At 71.7% G+C, this 21,151-nt stretch carries 17 protein-coding genes; 9 read left to right on the top strand and 8 right to left on the bottom strand.

Annotated elements, in window-relative coordinates:
• Nucleotides 1-37 precede the first annotated feature (37 nt).
• Nucleotides 38-454 (top strand): hypothetical protein, encoded by a 417-nt coding sequence (locus OWR29_RS03465; RefSeq protein WP_267560852.1) that lies wholly within the window; start codon nucleotides 38-40, stop codon nucleotides 452-454.
• Here OWR29_RS03465 and OWR29_RS03460 read toward each other — a convergent pair.
• On the bottom strand, nucleotides 396-851 hold the full coding sequence (locus tag OWR29_RS03460) for a DUF2255 family protein (RefSeq protein WP_267560851.1): 456 nt from the start codon (nucleotides 849-851) through the stop codon (nucleotides 396-398). The genes OWR29_RS03465 and OWR29_RS03460 overlap by 59 nt on opposite strands.
• Entirely contained in the window at nucleotides 848-3,976 is a 3,129-nt protein-coding gene (locus tag OWR29_RS03455) for an NACHT domain-containing protein (protein ID WP_267560850.1), read from the bottom strand. The genes OWR29_RS03460 and OWR29_RS03455 overlap by 4 nt, the downstream gene beginning before the upstream one ends.
• A 95-nt stretch (nucleotides 3,977-4,071) precedes the next feature.
• On the opposite strand from OWR29_RS03455, the gene OWR29_RS03450 reads away from it, so the two are divergent.
• The 4 genes from OWR29_RS03450 to OWR29_RS03435 all read left to right on the top strand — a co-directional run bounded on the left by OWR29_RS03450 (nucleotide 4,072) and on the right by OWR29_RS03435 (nucleotide 7,791).
• Entirely contained in the window at nucleotides 4,072-4,698 is a 627-nt protein-coding gene (locus tag OWR29_RS03450; protein ID WP_267560849.1) for a hypothetical protein, read from the top strand.
• Nucleotides 4,699-4,708: 10 nt separating this feature from the next.
• Nucleotides 4,709-5,401 (top strand): HAD family hydrolase, encoded by a 693-nt coding sequence (locus tag OWR29_RS03445; RefSeq protein WP_267560848.1) that lies wholly within the window; start codon nucleotides 4,709-4,711, stop codon nucleotides 5,399-5,401.
• A 257-nt stretch (nucleotides 5,402-5,658) separates the two neighbouring features.
• Complete coding sequence (locus OWR29_RS03440) at nucleotides 5,659-6,114, top strand: hypothetical protein (protein WP_267560847.1); 456 nt, start codon at nucleotides 5,659-5,661, stop codon at nucleotides 6,112-6,114.
• Between the two features lie 240 nt (nucleotides 6,115-6,354).
• Nucleotides 6,355-7,791 carry an MFS transporter gene (locus OWR29_RS03435; protein WP_267560845.1) on the top strand — a complete coding sequence of 479 codons (1,437 nt, stop codon included), beginning with the start codon at nucleotides 6,355-6,357 and terminating at the stop codon, nucleotides 7,789-7,791.
• On the opposite strand, the gene OWR29_RS03430 is transcribed toward OWR29_RS03435, so the two are convergent.
• Nucleotides 7,788-10,556 (bottom strand): AfsR/SARP family transcriptional regulator, encoded by a 2,769-nt coding sequence (locus OWR29_RS03430; protein WP_267560843.1) that lies wholly within the window; start codon nucleotides 10,554-10,556, stop codon nucleotides 7,788-7,790. The two genes, OWR29_RS03435 and OWR29_RS03430, sit on opposite strands and share 4 nt — an antisense overlap.
• Before the next feature lie 103 nt (nucleotides 10,557-10,659).
• Between OWR29_RS03430 and OWR29_RS03425 the strand changes: the two genes are divergently transcribed.
• On the top strand, nucleotides 10,660-11,181 hold the full coding sequence (locus OWR29_RS03425; protein ID WP_267560842.1) for a sigma-70 family RNA polymerase sigma factor: 522 nt from the start codon (nucleotides 10,660-10,662) through the stop codon (nucleotides 11,179-11,181).
• Between the two features lie 5 nt (nucleotides 11,182-11,186).
• On the top strand, nucleotides 11,187-12,602 hold the full coding sequence (locus OWR29_RS03420; protein WP_267560841.1) for an FAD-binding oxidoreductase: 1,416 nt from the start codon (nucleotides 11,187-11,189) through the stop codon (nucleotides 12,600-12,602).
• Here the strand turns inward: OWR29_RS03420 and OWR29_RS03415 are convergent, their stop codons facing one another.
• Nucleotides 12,603-13,013, bottom strand: a complete 411-nt coding sequence (locus tag OWR29_RS03415) for a hypothetical protein (protein WP_267560840.1) — start codon at nucleotides 13,011-13,013, stop codon at nucleotides 12,603-12,605. It abuts the gene before it with no gap.
• Nucleotides 13,014-13,024: 11 nt separating this feature from the next.
• Nucleotides 13,025-15,679: a helix-turn-helix transcriptional regulator gene (locus tag OWR29_RS03410; RefSeq protein WP_267560839.1), complete on the bottom strand. Its 2,655-nt coding sequence runs from the start codon at nucleotides 15,677-15,679 to the stop codon at nucleotides 13,025-13,027.
• Between the two features lie 97 nt (nucleotides 15,680-15,776).
• Here OWR29_RS03410 and OWR29_RS03405 point away from each other — a divergent pair, with 97 nt between their 5' ends.
• On the top strand, nucleotides 15,777-16,832 hold the full coding sequence (locus OWR29_RS03405; RefSeq protein ID WP_267560837.1) for a low temperature requirement protein A: 1,056 nt from the start codon (nucleotides 15,777-15,779) through the stop codon (nucleotides 16,830-16,832).
• Here the strand turns inward: OWR29_RS03405 and OWR29_RS03400 are convergent.
• Entirely contained in the window at nucleotides 16,789-18,201 is a 1,413-nt protein-coding gene (locus OWR29_RS03400; RefSeq protein ID WP_267560836.1) for an NAD-dependent succinate-semialdehyde dehydrogenase, read from the bottom strand. The genes OWR29_RS03405 and OWR29_RS03400 overlap by 44 nt on opposite strands.
• 77 nt (nucleotides 18,202-18,278) lie before the next feature.
• Between OWR29_RS03400 and OWR29_RS03395 the strand changes: the two genes are divergently transcribed.
• Nucleotides 18,279-19,142, top strand: a complete 864-nt coding sequence (locus OWR29_RS03395; RefSeq protein WP_267560835.1) for a LysR family transcriptional regulator — start codon at nucleotides 18,279-18,281, stop codon at nucleotides 19,140-19,142.
• Here OWR29_RS03395 and OWR29_RS03390 read toward each other — a convergent pair.
• Nucleotides 19,130-20,098 carry a helix-turn-helix domain-containing protein gene (locus OWR29_RS03390; protein WP_267560834.1) on the bottom strand — a complete coding sequence of 323 codons (969 nt, stop codon included), beginning with the start codon at nucleotides 20,096-20,098 and terminating at the stop codon, nucleotides 19,130-19,132. The genes OWR29_RS03395 and OWR29_RS03390 overlap by 13 nt on opposite strands.
• A gap of 42 nt (nucleotides 20,099-20,140) precedes the next feature.
• Complete coding sequence (locus tag OWR29_RS03385; RefSeq protein ID WP_267560833.1) at nucleotides 20,141-21,142, bottom strand: DNA topoisomerase IB; 1,002 nt, start codon at nucleotides 21,140-21,142, stop codon at nucleotides 20,141-20,143.
• Nucleotides 21,143-21,151 lie beyond the last annotated feature (9 nt).

The raw sequence follows: 21,151 nt of genomic DNA, 5'->3' as shown, positions 1-21,151 counted from the left end.
GGCGTGAGATCGCGGCGAATCGGGTAACGACCCGGACGTGAGCATCGCTCTTGTGTCGGCCGGCGTCCTGTTCGTTCTGTTCGGCGTGATCGTGGTGGTCGTGGAGTTACGCCGCGGCGACTCCCTTTTCGGCCTGCTGCGTAGCGAGAGCGCCGAAACCCGCCGAGCCGTGCGCCAGGCCATGCGCGACGGCGAGACCGACGACCCGCACGTCGACCACCTGGCCCGCCGCGTCCTCCGGGCGGCGTCCCGGCAGCGCTGGGCGCGCTACTTCTTCGGCGGGATGCTGGCCCTCTCGGTCCTGCTGCTCGCCGTCGGCCCGTACTCGGTCTCGAACATTCTGCTGCGCTCGGCCCAGATACTTCTGTGGTCGGGGGCGATCGCCCTCAACGTCATCAACCAGCGCCGCCACGACAACTACCGCGGCCTGTGCCCCGCTGTTCAACTGGACTGAGCCGCAACGTGGTGGCCGCCGCGGCCGGAGTCACCATCGGCCCGACGGCGCCGCCGCCGTAGCGCTGGTACTTCACGCGATAGGCAGCGTCGACGGCCGCCCGCACGTCCTCCGCCCCCGCGCCGACGTCCTCCACAACCACCGCGGCCTCCAGCCCGGGCACCCGAATGCCGGCCCGCCCCGACCGCACTACGTGCCCGAACCACCCGGTCTCCCGCCGATGCCAGCTGCGCACGAAGACCTGCTCCCCCACGCGCACAACCCAGATCGGCGCCCACCGCAGCGACGTCCCGTCCACCCGCTCGGCCGCTATCTCAAGCTCGTCCGCCGCCTCGATGAGCAGCAGTTCCTCCGCCGTCCACCCGTCCGCCATGACGCCCTTTGCTGGTGTCCTCATCCGGAATTGACGATCAAAGCGAGCCTTTCACGAGCTGCGCCCTCGGCCTCCCCGGTCCGGCCGAGGAAGACCGACGCACAGTCCCGGAGACGCGCTCTCGTCGTCTCAGTCGTCCATTCGGCTCGCATCAAGGTTTCCACGACCTGGGCCGCGGTTTCGGCTCGTACGTGCCGGTCGGTCAGGAGCGCGTTCAGCAGCAGGTCGGTCAGCCTGGTCAGCTGCACGTCGTCGTCCGGACTCCACGAGCGGTCGTCAATTACGCACACCGAAGCGCAACGCACGTAGCGCAGATGCCGGTCGGGCACATCATCGTCCGACGCCGTCAGCAGCAGGACGTCGAGCAAGGCTCGTGCTCTCGACGGAGCCAGGTCTGCCTCATCGGGGAAGACGGAGAAGAAGCGGGTGACGACATGCTTTCCCAGTTCGAAGAACGGCTCGGCGACATGCATCAGCATGTCGCTTTGCCCACCGCACAGGAAGTTCGCACGACGACGGACACCGAGCTCGTCCGCGAAACCCCAGATGAACGAGCCACGACGCTCGCCGATGTTGTAGGTCCAGAGCGGATCGATCGCGGCGGGCACCTCTTGGCCGTGGTCGACGTAAAGCACCACGTCACGGTGAGTGCCGTCGGTCACCCGCCGAAGGGCCATGGTATGCACCATGCTGTAGAAATCGGCGCCCAATTGTGACTGCCACAACAGCGCCAGCCGATGCCACTCTTCGACGGGATCCGTCTCCGCGGCCGTGAACACGTCCCCACCTCGAAGTTCGCCTCGGATGAGGGCGGCCAGCAGCACGAGGTTGGCGCTGTACGCCGCGTGCCGCTGCGACACGCTGATCCGCTGCGGGGCGTACTGCGCGAAGGATCGGGCCGGGTTCGGCAGGCCGGCCGAGCGCAGCAGGCGAATCAAGAGGTTCGACAGGCGCTCCCGCTCGGAGGCGTCCAAGCGCGCGGCCATGAGCGTCAGGAACTCCACGATCGGCTTGCGGCCGGCCAAAGCGGCGAACGACAGCAACGCGTGCAACAACCCGTCGTCCACTCCGCCGGTCGGCAGCATGGCGGTGGCGTCCCGGTTCGCGGAGTCGACGGCGACCTCCCAGGTGAGCCGGGCAACCAGGTACTCGCCGAAGGTGGCGTGCAGGAACTCGTACGTGTGCAGAGCTGACTCGTCGCGGATCGCGCGCGCCCGGTGAACGAAGAAGAACCGGCCGAGCTGACGTTCGGCCGGACCCAGCCGGGACCGTATCGCGCCGGGTTCAATCTCACCGGGCCTGCCGAAAATGGCGGCGAGGTCGAGCTCGAGATCCGACTCAGTGACCCACTGGCTCTGCCGGTTGAACATCGCGAACGCCACGATCGACAGCCTGCGCATGTCCTCGGTGATCAACGCCTGAAGCTCGTCGGCCGACGGTGACAGATCGTGCTTCGTGATCTCCCGACGCGCGAACGCCGTGAGAAGGCCTTCGTACAAAGCCGAGGGCACGATGGCCGGCGGGAACCGCCGCAGAGCGTTGCCGTCGGCGTCGTACAGGGCCAGCATCAGCAGAAGGAGCGGCTGGCCGGCGATATCGGCGTGCCTCCGGACCACTTCCACGTCCAACGGCTTGATGTCGGCTCGTTCGAAGTTGGCGGCGTTGGTTCGGTTCCAAATCGTCACCCAGGCGTCGATCTGATCTTTGTCGAAAGGCTCCAAGCGCACGAAGACGGTGTCGATGGGCGCCCGAGCACGGTCGGCCACGCTGGTCCGGGTGGTCACCAGGATGGCGGCGGGGCGCCCGAGCTCGGCCTCCCGTCGCTGGAAGTCGGCCAGCCGGGTGAGGTAGTCGGTCTGGCGAACACCGGTCGCCTGCAGGAGCTCGTCGAATCCGTCGATCAAGATCACCGGCATGCTGCCCGCGCAGCCGCGGACCAGGTCGGGCCAGGCAATCCGCTCCCCCGTCGACTGCAGGACGGCTCGTTCGATCTGCCCTTGCACGTCAAGTTCGGCCGCCACATCCCGTAGGGGCACGCGTACCACCAGGTAGTCGGCCGGTGGCAGACGTGCGGCGAGCACCCGGGTCAGGACGGACTTCCCGGCGCCGGGCTGGCCGAGAACGAGCATCAGAGTCCCGGTCGCCTCGACACTGGTGAGATAGCGGAACAGGAAGTCTTCGAGGTCGTCCCGGACCGGTATCTGCTCCCATCCGTGCTCGTTGCTGGGACCTCCGTCGGGCGCGAAGTCGGTGACCCGGAACCGTGGTGTCAGGAAACCTTCGGCGAGCGTGGGTACGGACAGGTCGGGCGGCACGTCACCCGAGTCCGCGATCGGACGGCCGAGCGCCGCGCGGTTCACGCGGGCGATGCCGCCGACGCGTTCGGCCGGTAAACGGCCGGAGGCCAGTGCGTTCAGTCGACGTTCCATGCGGGCCAGCGACGGTTCGAGGCCGCGTACGGCCGTCCGGGTCGCCTCATGCTCCATCAGGTCGATCCAGATCGCGACCTCCGGAAAATCCGCGGCCAAGGACCGCACATGGTCCACGTACCGCTGCCGGGCGTTGTCCGGGAGTCCGTCGAGCACCACGCCGCAGGCTTCCTGGTCGCTGATCGACAACTCTTCCCACACTCGAAGTCCGGTCAGGAAGGTGCGAACGCGCGCACAGAGGTCGCCGTAATAGGCATCAAGCGCTGTCAGAAAGTCCTCGTGTCCGCCCTGCAGGATGGGCACGGTGAGGCCGGCGTCCACGACGGCGTCGGCGAAGGATCTGCCATCGGCCGGCGGCGCCCCCGACGCAATCGCGATCTGTTCCGGCGCCGACAGCTCGATCTCGCCGAACCGCAGCGGCATGTCGGTTTCGGCCATCGCCTCGAAGTAAGCCGTGACGACCAGGATCGTGTGCGCCGCGGCCAGACGTTCCGTCCGGCCGTAACGACTGAGTCCGCTGCGTTTCTCGCGAAGCCCCTTGATGAGGTCGCGACCAAGCCTCACGATCTCGGCTTTGGCGTCGATCAGCGCCAGTACGGCCGGAGCGGCCGGTGCCGTCATCAGGAGCGCACCGCCCGCCAGCACATCGAGCCGACGGACAGCTTCGTCGTCCCCACCGAGCACCCGGACCGCATCGACGTAGCTGAGAATCCGCGCCATGCCCACAGCATGGCCCATCACCGCGAGGCTGGTCCGGACCGCAGGTGCGGGAAAGTCCTCAAGTCGGGGCGGTGGGCGCCGATCGGGGGCGCGACATGAGAAGGCTTTGGATCGGCTTGAGCGCCGCGCTGCTGCTTGCCCTGGGTGGGGCGTCGACCGGCACGCCGGCGGTGGACGAGCGGGCCGACGCCTGGGAATGGGTTGAACAAGGTCGGCCGGAGCCGATTCTCTCGACCTACACGCTGGTCGACACGCAGGAGGACGACCGCTGCATCACCTATCCCGCGCCGGCGAGTATCCCGGTCACCGTGGGGGTGGGTGAGTCGATCGGCCGCTTCAACACGCAGTACCGGGTCCGGTCGATCGGTGTGACGCCCAACGGGCCCGAGAACGTCTGGCTGGTGGCACGGGTCGAGGTGGACGCCTCCGGATGTGCCGGCTGGGCGGAACTGTGGGACTTCTTCTTCGCCGCAGCCGACGGATCGGTCTATCCGCCCGCGCCGCAAGGACGGCTGGGCGAGTTCACCGCGTACGACATCTCGCCCGGCGAATGGGCCACCGGTCTGATCTTCTTCGACCTGCCCCGAGCGGCAGTCCCCGGCGGGGCGGTCGGCTTCCAGGCCCTGCTCGATCCGGCAACGGAAGGACCGTACGGCCTGTGGTCCGTCCCGGCGTCTCCGCCCGCCGCCTCCACCCCCTACGAGTACCCCCGCCGCCGATAGGGTGGCCGTCGTGACGCGCGCCGTCGTCTTCGACCTCCTCTACACGCTGGTTCATCCGCGCGGAACGGGCCGGATGGCGTGGCTCGCCGACGCCCTGAGCCTGGACGTGGACGCCCTTCGTAGCCGCTGGCACGCGTTCGAGCCGGAACTCGAGTCGGGACGCGCGGGCGGGCCCGATCCGGAACTCGGCTGGTTGCGCGCCACCGCGGCCGAGCTGGGTGTCCGCCTCACGGAAGCCGACCTCGAGAAAGCCGCGACCGAGTGGGACCGAGGACGGCGAGAGGCCCTGCTCGATCCACCGGCGGCGACGATCGCCGCGCTGACCGGGTTGCGGGAGCGCGGGCTCAAGCTGGGCGTCCTGAGCAACACCCATGCCCTCGAGATGCGCGCGTGGCCTCGTTCTCCGCTGGCCGGGCTGGTCGACGCGGTCGCCTTCTCGCACGAGATCGGCCACCTCAAACCCGAGCGGGCGGCGTACGAGCACATCCTCGACCGGCTGGCGGTGCCGGCCGCTGACGCCGCCTACGTGGGCGACGGCAGCAACGACGAGCTGCTGGGTGCGCGCGACGCCGGATTCGGCCTGGTCGCGTTGGCCGAGCAGGCAGCGGCCGAAGCTGCCCCGATCACCCTCGCCCGCTTGCGCGCTCAGGCCGACGTCTCGGTCACGTCCCTGCTCGACGTGGAACGTGCGCTGAGTGCTTAGGGCTGTGCTCCCGTGACTACGGCGGTTACGTCGTTGGCTTGCTATCACCCCTGACGACATCGACGGGCGGTCCGGAACAGGACAGATCCCACGATGAGCGCCCGACTCAGCTTTCCGTGGCCTCTCTCTAGCGTCGGCGCTATCCGTCGACACCTGTCTGGGGACGCGAGGAAACTGCGGCAACCTCCGCTCACCGCCCAACTGATACGGGAAGCGCGCCGCTTCTTCGAGGTCATCTTTGACGGGCTCGTGGAACGATGACCGCCGCGGCCGCCCCGGACGGGAGGTTCGAGAACGACACCTACCCTCAGCGCAAGCGACGGGTGGAGCGGCGTCTGCGCCTGGTCACCCTGGTCGGAGCCAGTCTGACCTTGTTCCTCGCGGTCCTGTTGTCCGGCGACGCCGCATCGGCTGTCTACACCGCCGTCCCGCTGTGGTGGCGTGCGTTGATTCTCATGTTGCTCGTGTTCACCGGCGCGTGCATCGCCTCGGCTTACATTCGCTATGAGCGGGAGCTGCATGCGCTTCAGGTGCTCATCGAGGACGGGATCCCGGCCGGAACGCCGTCTCAGCCGGGGAAGCGCTGGGCAGTGGACGCGGACGTGTTCTGGATCTCCGGTTTGCTGCTCTTCGTCGCTACCGCGGTCTTGTTCGTCATCGCCGGCTGGGTCGCAACGGCGGATGAGCCGGGCCAGTGTGCGCTGGGTGCGTAGGGATGTGCGCTCGGTGAGGACGACATGGCTGCGGGGACGGCACACACTCGGGGGATGACTAAGAAACGGGGATCCAAGGTGATCGCGGTGGCTGTGGCGGTGGCGCTCGTGTTGACGGGGGCGCCGGCCGCGGCGGGGACTGGGCCGACTGTGCATCTGGCCAAGCCGCTTCGGGCGGAGTGACTTTTCCGACGTACGAGTCACGCGCGGGCGAGGGGATTCGGCGGTAGAAATCGTAGAGTGCCCGAACTGAGTCCTCGCCGGCGTGCGCTTGTGCTGGCCATCTGTTGCCTCAGCCTGTTCATCGTGGGGCTGGACAACACGATCGTGAACATCGCGCTGCCCGCCCTGCGCAGCGACCTCGACACGTCGGTGTCGGGGCTGCAATGGGTGATCGACGCCTACACGTTGGTGCTGGCCAGCCTGCTGATCCTGGCCGGCAGCACGGCCGACCGGGTGGGGCGGCGGCGCACCTTCCAGGCGGGGCTGGCGCTGTTCACGATCGGGTCGCTGCTGTGCAGTGTGGCGCCGACGCTGGGGTGGCTGATCTTCTTCCGGACCATCCAGGCCGTGGGCGGGTCGATGCTGAACCCCGTGGCCATGTCGATCATCACGAACACGTTCACCGAGCCGCGGGAGCGGATCCGGGCCATCGGCGTGTGGGGTGGCGTGGTCGGGCTGAGCATGGCGCTCGGGCCGGTGCTGGGCGGGGTGCTGGTCGAGTCGCTGGGCTGGCGGTCCATCTTCTGGATCAACGTGCCGGTCGGGGTGGCCGCGATCGCGCTGGCCGCGCTGTTCGTGCCCGAGTCGCGGGCGCCGCGGCCGCGGCGCATCGACGTGGTCGGGCAGGTGCTCGTCCTTGTGCTGCTGGCTTCGGTCACGTACGGGATCATCGAGGGACCCTCGTCGGGCTGGGGCTCGGCCGAGATCGTCGGCTGCTTCGTGCTCGGCGCCGCCGCCCTGGCCGGTCTGCTGTTCTACGAGCCCCGGCGGGCCGAGCCGCTGCTCGACCTGCGGTTCTTCCGCAGTGTCCCGTTCAGCGGGGCCACCCTGATCGCCGTCTCCGCCTTCGCCGCGCTGGCCGGGTTCCTCTTCCTCAACACGCTCTATCTGCAGGACGCGCGGGGCTTGTCGGCCCTGCACGCCGGCCTCTACACGCTCCCCATGGCCGTCATGACCGCGGTGTTCGCGCCGCTGTCGGGGCGGCTGGTCGGCGCGCGGGGCGCCCGGCTGCCGCTGATCCTGGCCGGCACGGCGATGACGCTGGCCATGCTGCCGCTGACCCGCCTCACCACCACGACCCCGGACGCCGTGCTGATCGGCTCCTACCTGCTCTTCGGGATCGGGTTCGGGCTGGTCAACGCGCCGATCACGAACACCGCGGTGTCCGGCATGCCGCGCGCCCAGGCCGGGGTGGCGGCGGCCGTGGCGTCGACCTCGCGGCAGGTGGGTGGCTCGCTGGGTGTGGCCGTGATCGGTGCGGCCGTCGTCTCGGGCTTCGCCGGGCCCATGGACACCGGGTTCGCCGAGGCCAGCCATGTCGGCTGGTGGATCGTCGTCGGCTGCGGCCTGGCTGTGCTCGCCCTGGGTGTGATCACCACGGGCCGCCGCGCCCGGGCCACCGCCGACCGGACGGCGGCCGAGCTCATCGACGCACCGGACGCGGTGCCCGCCTAAATGGAACTGAGGCGCTTGTCCATGGCCTCGGCCATGGAGACCTGCCCCAGGTCGGCATACCTATTGCGGGCCCGCCGCCAGAACGTCGCCGCCTCGACCGGCCGGCCCGCCTCGGCCAGCAGGTCGCCCCGCTTGACCTCGGTGCCGGCCATCCCGTCCTCGTCCTCGATCCGCCGGAACAGCTCGGCCGCCTGGTCGAGCCGGCCGACCGCCTCGTCGACGCGCCCGAGCCGGGCCAGCAGGTGGGCGTGGGTGCCCGCCGCGACGGCGGCCGAGTGCACGTCCCCCAGCTCCACCGCTATGCGGCCGGCCCGGACGAGGTCGGCCATGCCCGCCTCCACGTCACCCACCTCCGCCCGTTCCCAGCCCGTGCCGAGCAGCGTGAGCGACGTCCCGCGCGCACTCCCGCCCGACTCGAACAGGGCCAGCGCCTGCTCGAAGAACGACAGCGCCCGCTCGTGGTGGTCGACCTCGGCCTCGACGACGCCGCGGTTGCGGTAGACCTCGGCCAGTTCGGCCGTGCGGCCCAGTTCGGTGAGGATCCGCAGGGTCTCGTCCAGGTGGGCGGCCGCCACCCCGATCTGGTCGGCGTCGGCCGCGACCGCGGCCCGGGACCGGCCGCTGACGGCGTTGGCCCCGGCCAGCATCCGGTGCATGGCGGCCTGCCCCTCGAGGTCGCCGGCGGCCACCGCGCGGTCGAGCGCCCGCGTCGCCGTCGCCTCCCACCGCTGGTAGAGGCCACGCCGCTGGTAGTACGGCGTGAGGATTTCGGCCAGGCGCCAGGACCGTACGCCGGGCAGGTCGCTCGCCGCTTCGAGCACGCCGAGTTCGCCGGTGAACCAGGCCAGCGCCTCCCGCAGATCCATGGGCGGCTCGGAGGCCTCGGCGGGCGCCTCGCTGAACCGGATGGCCGGTCGCAGCGCGCGGTTCGCCCGGTCGCCGACGCTCAGCAGGTGGTCGAGCAGGCGCTGCTGGGCCTCGGCCCGGGACTCGTCGTCGAGGCAGCCCGCGTACGCCTTGATGAGGTCGTGGTAGGACCAGCGGCCGGGCCGGATCTCGGCCAGCAGCGAGGTGCGGGTCAATTCCCGCAGCACCTGCCGGGTGGTGTGCAGGGGCAGGGCGGCCAGTTCGGCGGTGGTGATCGCCCCGAAGTCGGGGCCCGGGTGGGCGGGCAGCAGGCGGAACAGCCGGGCCGCCCGATCGGAGAGCAGCCGGTAGGACCAGGAGAAGACATTGCGCACGTCGCTACGGGGTTCCTCGCCGTCGAAGAAATCCAAAGGCGGCGCCGTACGCAGTTCGTGCGCGATGGCCCCCAGCGTCCATTCCGGGTAGGCCAGCGCCCGAGCCGACACGACCGCCAGGGCCAGCGGCAACCGTCCACAGTGCTGGACGATCTCGTCGAGCGCCGCCCCCTCCCCCGCTATCCGCTCGGCTCCGAGCCTGTCCCGCAAACCAGCCCGGGCCTCCGCGAACGAGGGCACGGCGAGACTCAGCGGCACGGCGCCCTCCCCCACCACCAGGCCGGTGAGCCGGTTGCGGCTGGTGATCAGCACCAGCGCCCCGGGCGAGGCGGGCAGCAGCGGGCGCACCTGGTCCTCGTCGCTCGCGTTGTCGAGCACGATCAGCAGCCGGCGGTCGGCGGTCATGGTCCGGAACAGCGCGGTCAGCTCGCCCACGTCCTCGGGCATCTGCGCGGCGGGCACGCCCAGCCCGGCCAGCAGCTGGGTCAGCGCCTGCCCGCTCGCGACGGGCCGCTGGGCCGGGTCGAAGCCGCGCAGGTTGAGGAACAGCTGCCCGTCCGGGAAGCGGCCGGCCACCCGGTGGGCCCACTCGGTCACCAGGCTGGTCTTGCCCACGCCGGGCAGCCCGTCGACGATCCCGATCACGGTGGCCGCCGGCTGCCGGTCGAGTTCGCCGGCGAACGCGGTCAGCCGGGCCAGTTCGGCCGTGCGGCCGGCGAAGAACCGGTTGCGCGGCGGCAGCTGAGCCGGAACCACCCGGGCCGGCGCGGCGGCCGCCACATCCTGCCGCAGCACCCGGTCGTACGCCTCGCGCAGTTCCGGCCCGGGGTCGACGCCCAGCTCCTCGACCAGCCGGGTGCGCACCGCGTGATAGGCCGCGACCGCCGCCGCTTGCCGCCCGGTCGCGGCCAGCAGCAGGATCAGCCGGGCCTGCAACGCCTCGTCGAGCGGGTCTTGCTCCGCCGCCTCCTGAGCCACCGGAAGCAGGCTGCTCGCCCGGCCGCAAGCCAGCGCATCGTCCACGGCGGCGGTCAAAACGGCCACCCGCTCGCGCTCGACAGCGGTGAATTCGGGTACGAGGCTGGGCGGCAGATCGAGCCCTGCCCCGCACCGGCCCCGCCACAACCGCAACGCCGCCATCCGCGCTTCGAGCGCATCACCGGAGGCGGCGCCCTCGGCCGCGAGCCGCCGGAACTCCAGCAGGTCGAGCGATTCCGGGCCGGCGGTCAGCTCGTAGCCGGGCGCGGACCGGCGCACCCAGCGGCCCTGGGCCCGGAACGGCAGATCGGGCTCGAGCAGGCGCCGCACGTTGCTGATGTGCCGGTGCACGATGTTCTCGGCCCGCACCGGCGGGTCGTCGCCCCACAGCAGCGTCAGGAACTCGCCGGTGGCCACCGGGCGGCCCGCCCGCACCAGCAAAAGACCCAGCACGTGACGCAGCTGACGCTGGCGCAGGTCGACCTCGGCGTCGCCCCGGCGTGCTCGGACCGGGCCGAGAATGCCCAGCCAGACCGTCCCCTCCACACGCATCACCCCGTCGGTCGGAGCCCTCAGACTGGCATGAACGCGAGCCCGTGTCATTGGCATGTCAGAGGCCGGTCGGTACACCCTCCCTAGTGTCCGAATCATGGCATCGCAGAATCCTGCCGCCCAGGTCAACGACCGGATGACCGACATCGTGCGGACGCACCGGCCGGCCCTCGTGCGGTTCGTGCAGCAGTTCACCCGGGGCCGCCACCACGCCACCGAGGACGTGGTGCAGGAGACGATCATCCGCGCCTGGCGGCATCTCGACCGCCTGCCCGAGGGCGAGGACGAGCAGCGCCGCTGGCTGTTCACCGTGGCCCACCGGCTCTCCATCGACAACGCCCGGCGCCAGAAGGTCCGGCACGCCGACACGACAGTGGCCTTCGACGACGTACGCGGAAATGCCGCACCCGACGACGTGGCCTCAGCCGTCGTGGCCGCCGACTCGCTGCGCTGCGGGCTGGCCGCGCTGGCCCCGCACCAGCGCGAGGTGGTCGAGGAGCTCTACGTACGCAACCACACCGCCCAGGAGGCGGCCGAGCACCTGCATCTGCCGCTCGGCACGATCCGATCGAGGCAGCACTACGCGATCCGCGCGCTGCGCACGGCCGTGCTGGGCTGAGGCGTGTGAGTGGAGGCACAGCGCGGCCGGTCGAATTCCGGCCGGTGCGCCGCGTCTGCGCCGGTATGACCGAGAAAGAAGCAACAACGTACCTGCGCGGCCGGGTCGACCCGGCGCGAGTCCTCAATCCCGGCGACCACGGCTACGCGGAGGCGGTCCGCGTCTGGAACGGCGCGGTGACGGCCCGGCCGGCCCTCGTGGTCCGCAGCGAGTCGGTCGATGACGTCCGCAGCGCCCTGGAGGCCGCCCGCGTGGCCGGCCTGCCCGTCTCGGTGAAGGGCGGCGGGCACGACTGGGCCGGGCGGTCGGTGCGGTCCGGCGGGCTCACCGTCGACCTGTCCGGCCTGCGCTACGTCGCCGTCGACCGGGACGCCCAGGTGGCCACCATGGGCGGCGGCACCACCGCGGCCGACCTCATCGACGCCACCACGCGGCACGGGCTGGTCACCGCCACCGGCACGTCGGCCGCCGTGAGCATGGCCGGCCTGGCCATGGGCGGCGGCTATGGTCCCGGCACCAGCGCGTACGGGCTGGCCCTGGACAACCTGCTGTCGGCCGAGGTCGTGCTGGCCGACGGCCGGGTGGTCACCGCGGACGAGGACAACGAGCCGGACCTGTTCTGGGCGCTGCGCGGCGGGGGCGGGAACTTCGGGGTGGTGACGTCGCTGCGGATGCGGCTGCACCAGCTGGACACCGCGCTGGCCGGGTTCCTGATGTTCAGCCCGGACGACGCGGCCTCGGTGTGGAGCGGGATCGAGCACCTGCTGGCCGACGCGCCGGACGGGCTGTCGATCGACTCGGGGCTGGTGACCGGGCCCGACGGGTCGCCGGCGGTGCTGGTCTCGCCGACCTGGATCGGGGACGCCGCCGAGGGCAAGGAGTTGCTGGCCGGGCTGGACGGGCTCGGCACAGTGTACACGTCGCGGATCGGGCCGGCGCCGTGGGCGGGCCTGATCGGGTTCGTCGACAGCATCGCCCCGGCCGGGCGGCACTACGCCGTACGGACCCGAAATGTTCCTGGCTTCACCGACGACGTCATGGCCGTGCTGGCCAAGGCGGGCGCCTCCCGGACCACGCCGGAATCGACCATCGCGCTGCACTGCTTCCGCGGCGCGGCCGCCCGCGTCGCGCCGGATGCCACCGCCTTCACCTGGCGCGTGCCGCACTTCATGGTCGAGGTCATCGGCTCCTGGTGGCCGGACGACCGCGAGCCGGACCGGCACCGCCAGTGGGTCGAGCGTACGACGGCCGACCTCTCGGCCCACGCGATGCCCGGCGGCTACGTGAACCTGCTCGGCCCGGACGAGGGCGACCGGGCCGCCGACACGTTCGGGCCGAACACCGCCCATCTGCAGGGCGTCAAACGGCGGTACGACCCCGGCCACACGTTCACCGGGGTCCCGCTGCCGGCCTGCGACTGATCAGCCGACGCCGGCGGCAATCAGCCCGATGCCGCCGGCCAGCAGCCCCACCGCCAGCACGGCCAGGCCGATCCAGATGAGCGCGACCAGGCCGTTGGGCTGCTGCGGATCGCGGCTCGCGACCGACAGGAAGAAACCCGCGGGCACGAAGATGGCCGCGATGAGCACGCCGGTCGAGAGCGTGGCCCACGGCTCGCCGACGTCGTTCGACTGCACCAGGACCATCACCAGCAGGCCGAGGATGACCAGGACGCCGGCGTGCGCGTGCCCGGCCCGGAAGAACGACTTCTGCAGGTCGTTGGCCGGCGCGCGGCCGCGGGCGACGCGGAGCAGGAAGGTGCCGCCGTACGCGATGCCGATCACGGTCAGCAGCACGACGCCCGCGATGATCCGGTGAGTGTTGTCGAGCATGGAGGAGCCTTTCAGGCGGCGGGCAGGGCCCGGTCGAGGTGGGTGAGGGCGTCCCGCAAAGCAGCCCGGGACGTGATGCCGAGCTTCGGGAAGACCTTGTAGAGGTGGTCGCTGACGGTCCGGTGGGACAGGAACAGTTTCTGCCCGATCTGCTTGTTCGTCAGTCCCGCTCCGGCCAGTTCGGCGATCTCGCGTTCCTGCGGGGTCAGCGGGTACGGGGTGGTGGCCGGCAGGGACTGCGGCCGACCGGTCGCGCGGAGTTCGTGGGCTGCCCGATCGCGCCACGTACGGGCGTCGAGCGCGGTGAAGAGGTCGTGGGCGACGGTCAGGTGCTCCCGGGCGGCCGGGGTGTCCCGCAGTCGGCGGAGGCGAACACCGTACGCGTAATGGATCCGGCCCAGCTCGAAGGGCCACCTCTCGGCGTCCGGTGTGGACACGGCCGCTTCGAACAGCTCGCGGGCCGTCGTGTCGGCGGCGGTCATCGCCTGGGCCGCGGTGGTCAGCATCCGCAGCCGTGGGGAAAGCTCCGCCGCGCCGGTATCCCGCAACGCTTCGGCGTGGGCGGCGGCTTCCCGCGTACGACCGGTGTGCAACGCCGCCTCGACCAGATCGAGCGCCGACCACAGCGCCGTCGGCCGGTGCGGCAGCAGCCGTCCGGGCGGGCTCAGCCGGGCCGCGTGCCGGTAGGCGCTCTCGAAGTCGCCCGCGCCCAGCTCGGCCAGGGCCCGGGCGTGCACGGCGAAATGAGTGATGCCGGCCGCGTGCCGCGCGACCGCCCACCGCAGGAGCTCGTCGGTGAACTTGCGCGCCGCGGCTGTGTCGCCCCGACCGGCGGCGATGAGTGCTCGTACGTACTGGAAATACCAGGGGTAGAAACGAAGCCCGTGTTCCGCGCAGAGCGCCAGGCCCTCCTCGGCCAGGGTCCACGCCTCGTCCCAGCGGCCGGCCAGGAAGCCGTCGAGCCCCAGATGCATGAGCGCGCCCAGGTGACGGCGGGCCGGCCCGCGACCCTCGCGCCCGGTCTGCACGAGGTGCCGTTCGGGGCCGCCCAGCGCGGGCAGGCGGTCGGCGAAGACCGCGGCGGTGCCGAGCCGGATGAGCCGGGTCGGGTCCTCGCCGTCGCGGACGCCCGCGATCAGGGCGTCCAGGGCGGCCACATCCTCGCGGCAGGCCCGGGCCGGGTCGGAGAAAATCGCCGCGACCAACCGCAGTTCCTCGGGCGGGGCTGGGTTGAGACGGCCGAGCAGAGTGAAGAAGGTCTGCCAGGCCTGGTCGGTGCCGGCCCACCAGCTGACCAGCAGCAGCGAGTGCAGTGCCTCGATCAGGTCCGGGTCGGTCGCGTCGTCGCGGGCCCCGATCGTGGCCGCCAGCAGGCGATGAGCGGTCGGGATGTCGCCTCCGGCGTTGACCAGCAGGTGGGCCGCGGCGACGGCGGCCGGCAGCGAGTCCGGGCAGCCGGTGCGGCGGGCGTCGCCCAGCAGCTTGGATGCGACGGCGGGCTCGCCACCGGCGTCGGCCCCGATGGACGCGGCCTCGGCCAGCCGGTGACCGCGGCGGACCGGGTCGGTGCTGAGTTCGGCCGCGCGGGTCAGGGCGGCAACCGCGCCGATGGCGTCGCCCCGGCGCAGCGAGGCGTGCGCGGCGCTCTCAAGTTCGCGGGCTGTCTCTTCGTCAGCGCCCGTCACGGACTCGGCGAGATGACGGGCGCGCCGCTCGGGAACGTCGCGGTACGCCTCGGCCAGGGCGGCGTGGGCGCGGCGCCGTTCGCAGGGTGCGGACGCCTCGACGACCGCCGCGGCGATCAGCGGATGCCGCAGCCGGGCCCGCGTGGCGTCGATCCGGACCAAGCCGGCGGCTTCGGCCGGCGCCAGATCGTCCTCGACCGGCTTCGTCGTGCCGCCCAGCGCCACCAGCAGCATGGCCCGGCGGCAGCGGTCGGGCAGCGCACGCACCTGGGCCGCGAAGACCGGGCGCAACCGCTCGGGCAGGGGCAGCACCGGCGGCAGGGTGGTGAAGTCGCGACGCTGGTCGCCGTCCAGGGCGGTGGGCAGCTCGAGCAGGGCCAGCGGGTTGCCGGCCGCCTCGGCCAGCAGACGACGCCGTACGGCCGGGGCCAGGTCGGGAAAGCGGCGGTGGACCAGCGTGCGGGCGGCGGCCGGTGCGAGCGCCCGCAGCTCCAGTTCGTGAACACCGCCGTACAGGTCGAAGCCGGGACGACAAGAACCGAGCAGCGACACGCCGGTGCCGGCCAGGCGGCGGGCCAGGAACCCGAGCACCTCGGCGCTGGCCCGGTCGGCCCACTGCAGATCGTCGACCACCAGCAGAATCGGGCCGAGTGCGCGCAGCCGGCCGAGCAGGGCGTTCACCACGACCAGCCGCTGCGGGGCCGGCCCGATCTCGAAACCGAGTGCTACGCGCAGTTCGAGGCGGTCCGGCTCGCCCAGCGGGGACAGCAGCTGGTTGAGCGTGGAGTAGGCGACCTCGGCCTCGAAGTGCGCCCCACCGGCCCGCAGAACGCGCCGGCCCTTCGAGGCCTCCTCCCGGGCGAACTCGTCGAGCAGCGCGGTCTTGCCCACCCCGGCCTCGCCGACGACGAGGAGCGCCCCCGGCCGCCCGAGGTGCGCCCGCAGCGACGCCAGTTCGTCGTCCCGCCCGATCAGTCCCATGACCCGCATACGCAGCGCGAGGCGCAGTGTTCACCGTGAATTCCGGAGCCCGCCGTGCGTCTCAGGGGGCATGCCGCACCGCCCGTTGCTGAATCCGATGCGAGCGCGCGCCGCCGACGAGCCGCACCGCGCCTCGACGCCGCTCGAGTTGTTCTTCGACCTGTGTTTCGTGGTGGCGGTGGCGCAGGCCGTGGGCCCGCTGCACCACGCCGTCGCCGACGGGCACGCCCTGACCGGCCTGGCCAACTACCTGTCGGTGTTCTTCGCCATCTGGTGGGCCTGGCTCAACTTCAGCTGGTTCGCCAGCGCCTACGACACCGACGACGTGCTCTACCGGGTCATGACGCTGGTGCAGGTGGCCGGGGCGCTGGTGCTGGCGGCCGGGCTGACGCGGGCGTTCGACGACGGCGACTTCCGGGTCGACACCATCGGGTACGTGGTCATGCGGCTGGCGCTGGTGGCCCAGTGGCTGCGCGCGGCCCGTTCCGACCGGCAGCGCCGCCCGACCGCCCTGCGCTACGCCACCGGCATCGTCGCCGTGCAGGTGTTGTGGCTGCTGCGGCTGCTCATCGACGCCGAGTCGGGCTGGTTCCTGCCGTCGGTGCTGGTGCTGATCGCGCTCGAGCTCGCGGTGCCGGTGTGGGCCGAGCACGCGCCGGGCGGGCCGACCACGTTCCACCCGCGGCACATCGCCGAGCGGTACGGGCTGTTCACCATCATCGTGCTGGGCGAGTCGGTCGCGTCGACGGTCGAGAGGTTCCGGGACGGCGAGGTGGCGGCCGCGGTGTCGGGGCTGGTCATCGTCTTCTCGTTGTGGTGGCTCTATTTCAACCGGCCCGCCCATGAACTGCTGGACTCGCTGAGGCACTCGCTGCTGTGGGGCTACGGGCACTTCTTCATCCTGGCGGCGGCCGCGGCGGTCGGGATCGGGCCGGGGGCCGGGTACGCCGTCGCCGTGTACCTCTTCTTCGTGTGGCTGCTGCACCGGCGGGCCGCCAAGTCGCCGGCTCTGCTGGTGGGAGCCGTGCTCGCCCTGCTGACCCCGCTCGCGCCGGCCTCGGCCGAACTGCTGGCGGCCGTGCTGGTGGTGCTGGTGGCCGTGGATCTGCCTAGATCGCGAGACCTACGTACTTCGTCTGCAGGTACTCGTTGATGCCCTCGGCGCCGCCCTCGCGGCCGAAGCCGGACGCCTTGACGCCGCCGAACGGGGCCGCCGGGTGCGAGACGACGCCCTGGTTGACGCCGACCATGCCGGTCTGCAGGGCCTCGCTGACGCGCACGGCCCGCGACAGTTCGCGGGTGAAGACGTACGCCACCAAGCCGAACTCGGTGTCGCCGGCCCTGGCCACCGCCTCGTCCTCGTCGGTGAACGTGGCGATCGGCGCGACCGGGCCGAAGATTTCCTGCCGGTTCAGCTCGGCCTCGGGCGGCACGTCGGTGAGCAGGGTCGGCGCGTAGAAGTAGCCTGCGTCGCCGACCGACGAGCCCCCGCACAGCACCTTCGCGCCGAGCGCCACCGCGTCGTCGACCAGAGCGGCCACTTTGGACCGGGCGGCCGCATCGATGAGCGGGCCGACGTCCACGCCCACGCGCAGCGCGGCCATCCGGTCGGTGAAGCGCGCGGTGAACTCGGCCGCCACCGACTTGTGGACCAGGAACCGGTTGGCCGCCGTGCAGGCCTGGCCCGTGTTGCGCATCTTGGCCGCCATCGCGCCGTCCACCGCGGCGTCGAGGTCCGCGTCCCCGAACACCAGGAAGGGCGCGTTACCGCCGAGTTCCAGCGAGAGGCGCAGCAGCTGCTCGGCCGACTGCTCCATCAGCAGGCGCCCGACCGGAGTGGAGCCCGTGAAGCTGAGCTTGCGCGTGCGAGGGTCGCGCACCAGCGGTTCCACCAATTCGGCCGTACGCGTGGTGGTGACGACATTGAGAACGCCGGCCGGCAACCCCGCCTCGCCCAGCAGGCCGGCCAGCGCGAGCATGGTCAGCGGCGTCTGGGTGGCCGGCTTGACCACCATCGTGCAGCCCGCCGCCACCGCCGCCCCGATCTTGCGGGTGCCCATGGCCAGCGGGAAGTTCCACGGCGTGACGAGCAGGGCCGGGCCGACGGGCTGGCGCATGGTCAGCAGCCGGGTGGCGCCGTCGGGCGAGGGCGACCAGGTGCCGCCCGTCCGCACGGCCTCCTCGGCGAACCAGCGGAAGAATTCGGCGCCGTACGCGACCTCGCCCCGCGCCTCGGCCAGGGGCTTACCCATCTCGGCCGTCATGAGCGCCGCGAACTGCTCCCGCCGCTCGGTCAGCAGCTCGAAGGCGGCCCGCAGGATCTCGCCCCGGGCCCGCGCCGGGGTGGCCGCCCACTGCCGCTGGGCCTCGTGCGCGGCGGTCAGCGCGGCCAACCCGTCGGCCGAGGTCGCGTCGGCCACCGAGGCCAGCACCTCGCCGGTGGCCGGGTTCTCGACGTCGACCGTCGCGCCGTCGCCCGAGTCGCGCCAGGCGCCGCCGATGAACAGTCCCGTGTGCGTCATGTCTTTCAGGGTCGGTTCGCGGGTGCCATGCTGTCCAATACTTGAAAAGCCGCCGCACGATGCTCGGGAGGCATGGGGTGGAGCTCCGGCCGTTGCGCTACTTCGTGGCGATCGCCGACGCCGGCACGGTCACGGCGGCCGCGGCGGCGCTGCACCTGACCCAGCCGTCGATGTCGCGGCAGGTGCACCAGCTCGAGCGGGAGCTGGGGATCGAGCTGTTCGTGCGCGACCGGGGGCCGTTCCGGCTCAGCGCAGCCGGCAGCGAGTTCCTGCCCGTCGCCCGGCGGCTGCTGACGCAGGCCGACGCGGCGCTCGAGACGGCCCGCGCGATCGCCGCCGGCCGCCTGCGCAGCCTGACGATCTCGGCCCCCGGCACGACGCTGACCGACGTGGTGGCCCCGTTCCTGGCCACGCTGACCGCCGGCGACCCGATGCCCGCGGTGTGGGAGGAGGCGCCGCCGTCGGTTTACGCGACCCTGGACCGCGGAGCCGACCTGGCCATCGGCACGACACCCTGGCCGGCCCACCTCGACGGCCTGCCGCTGGCCGAGCTGCCGGTGTGGGCGTACGTGCGGCCGGACGATCCGTGGGCTCAGCGCGAGGCCGTCGGGGTCGACGAGCTGGTGACCCGCCCGGTGCTGCTGCAGAACCGGGATTTTCATCCGCGGCGGGCGCTCGACCAGGCCCTGGCGGCGGCCGGACTGGCGTACGGGTCGTTCCACGAGTTCGCCTCGGCCGAGGTGGCCCAGGCGGTGGCCGCTTCGGGACGCGGGGTGGCCGTGGTTTCCGACGATCCACGCTTCGACCTGCGCCCGGTGGGGATTCACGGCGTACGGATAAGTCTTTATGCCGCTTGGGAACCGCACCACCACGGCGCGGAAACCATCGCGGCGATCGCTGCCCGGTTGCGCGCGTTCTGCGCCGCCCGTTACGGCCTTTGAGCCTGTTCGCGGTAGTCGCGGGGTGAGACGCCGGTGTGGGTGCGGAAGGCGCGGCTGAAGTCGGCCGCCCGGGTGAAGCCGCAGCGGCCGGCGATGCTGGCGATCGTGAGGCGGCTCAGGTGCGGGTCGGCCAGGTCGCGGCGGGCGCGGTCGATGCGGCGGGCCCGGATGTGCGCGCCGAGGCTCACGTCGTGGTGCTGCTCGAAGATGCGGTGCAGGTAGCGCAGCGAGATCTGGTGGGCGGCGGCGACGGTGGCCGGGCGCAGGTCGGCGCGGTGCAGGTTCCGGTCGATGAACGACGTGATCCGCAGGTACAGCACCTGCGAGGGCGAGCGCAGCGGCGGCGAGCCCCGGTCGAGGTGGTGGGCGAGCACGGCGGTGACCAGGTCGATCGCGGTGTGGCCGAGCCGCAGCGAGTCGCGCGCGGTGAAGCCGGCCTCCTCGCGGGCCAGCGAGACCAGGAACTGCGTGAACACGTGGGCGATGCCGTCCGCGCCTGGGATGGGAGTCGCGCACAGGTCGAACACCTGCGACTCCGGCAGCGGCAGCAATCCCTTCGGGAACTGCAGCACGATCGTCTCGGCCGGCCGCATGCCGCTCATGTTGACCGCTTCGAACGGCTGCGAGCTGTCGTACACGACGAGGTCGCCCGCGCCGAGCAGCGCGCTCGTGTCGTTCTGGTCGATCCCCTGGTCCCCGCTGCGAATCAGCCCGACCGACAAGAACTCAGGGTCAGAGGCTTTGATTAATTTCGCCGTACGCCGTGACGAGAGCGACGTGTAGGACAGCGACACGAGCTGGGCCGCTCCGAGCGGCAACGCCCCCAGCCGGGCCGCGAAGGCCGGCGGATCCGGGCTGCCGATCTCCGTCTGAATCAGCGAGGCGGCACACACATCCTCCCAGGCGGCCACGCGATCCGCGACCGGCAGGTTCCGAGTGTCGAACAGAGTGCGCAAGGGTGCCCCTCCCCTGAGGTCACCCAGCGTGGCACACGCGGTCTACTCCTTCAGGAGTCCGAGGGTGGCTTGCTGCACGGCGGGGTCGCGCCACAACACGGCCAGGCGGTCGTCGCCGGCCCGGTCCGCGGCGTCCCGCACGGCGGGGGCGATGGTGCGGCCGTCGTCGAAGGACGTGAGGACGGCCGGATGGATGTAGGAGGCGCGGGCCACGGCCGGGGTGTTGCCGAGCAGCCGGCTCGTGGCGCGTACAGCAGCCAGTTGCGGCGACTTGGCCTTCTCGTCGTGGCGGGCCCCGCCGAGGGCGGCCGCGGCCAGCACGGTGCCGGCCCAGGTGCGGAAACGCCGGGCGGTGGCGTCGATCCCCGTGAACGTGTGGATGAACGCGTTGACGTGCGAGCTGTGCACCCGTTGCCAGCCGCCGTCGTCCCGGCTCCAGGCCAGGAAGGCCGGATCGTCGTCGGCCCTCGTCAGAAGCCGCCGCGCCCAGGGCGCCAGCACCGGATCCGACACCTCGACCACCCGGTGCAGATGCTCCTTGGCCGAGTAGTCGAACGTCACCTTCTCGCCGCTGACGTGCACGTGATGCCGTTGCAGGGTGGTCAGGCCGTACGTGTGGTTGTCGCGGGCGTAGCGCTCGGACCCCACCCGGAAGAACCCCAGATCGAGCAGCCGCACGGCCGCGCTCAGCACGTGGTCGCGATCCAGCGTGCGCCGCGCCCGGCCCAGGCCGTGGTCGACGTGTTCGCGCAGCGTGGGCAGGGCCGCCGCGAAGTCCGGCACGTGAGCGAACTTGTCGCGCGACCGGCTCTCGGTCCACCAGGCCGCGTACCGGTACTGGGTGCGGCCCGCGCTGTCGATGCCGACCGCCTGCACCTTGGCTTCGGGGTCGGCCGCGATCCAGACGTTGCGCCAGGCCGGCGGCACGGCCAATGCTTTCAGGCGCGCGGCGACCTCGCCGTCGGCCACCACACGGCCGCCGTCATCGACGTACGACGAACCCTGACGCCGATATCCCGGCGGCCTCGGATGCTCACTGCTCACCGCATCCAC

The sequence above is a fragment of the Paractinoplanes pyxinae genome (assembly GCF_026626335.1).
GTDB classification, from domain to species: Bacteria; Actinomycetota; Actinomycetes; order Mycobacteriales; family Micromonosporaceae; genus Actinoplanes; species Actinoplanes pyxinae.
This window is presented reverse-complemented; position numbering and strand designations above follow the sequence as displayed.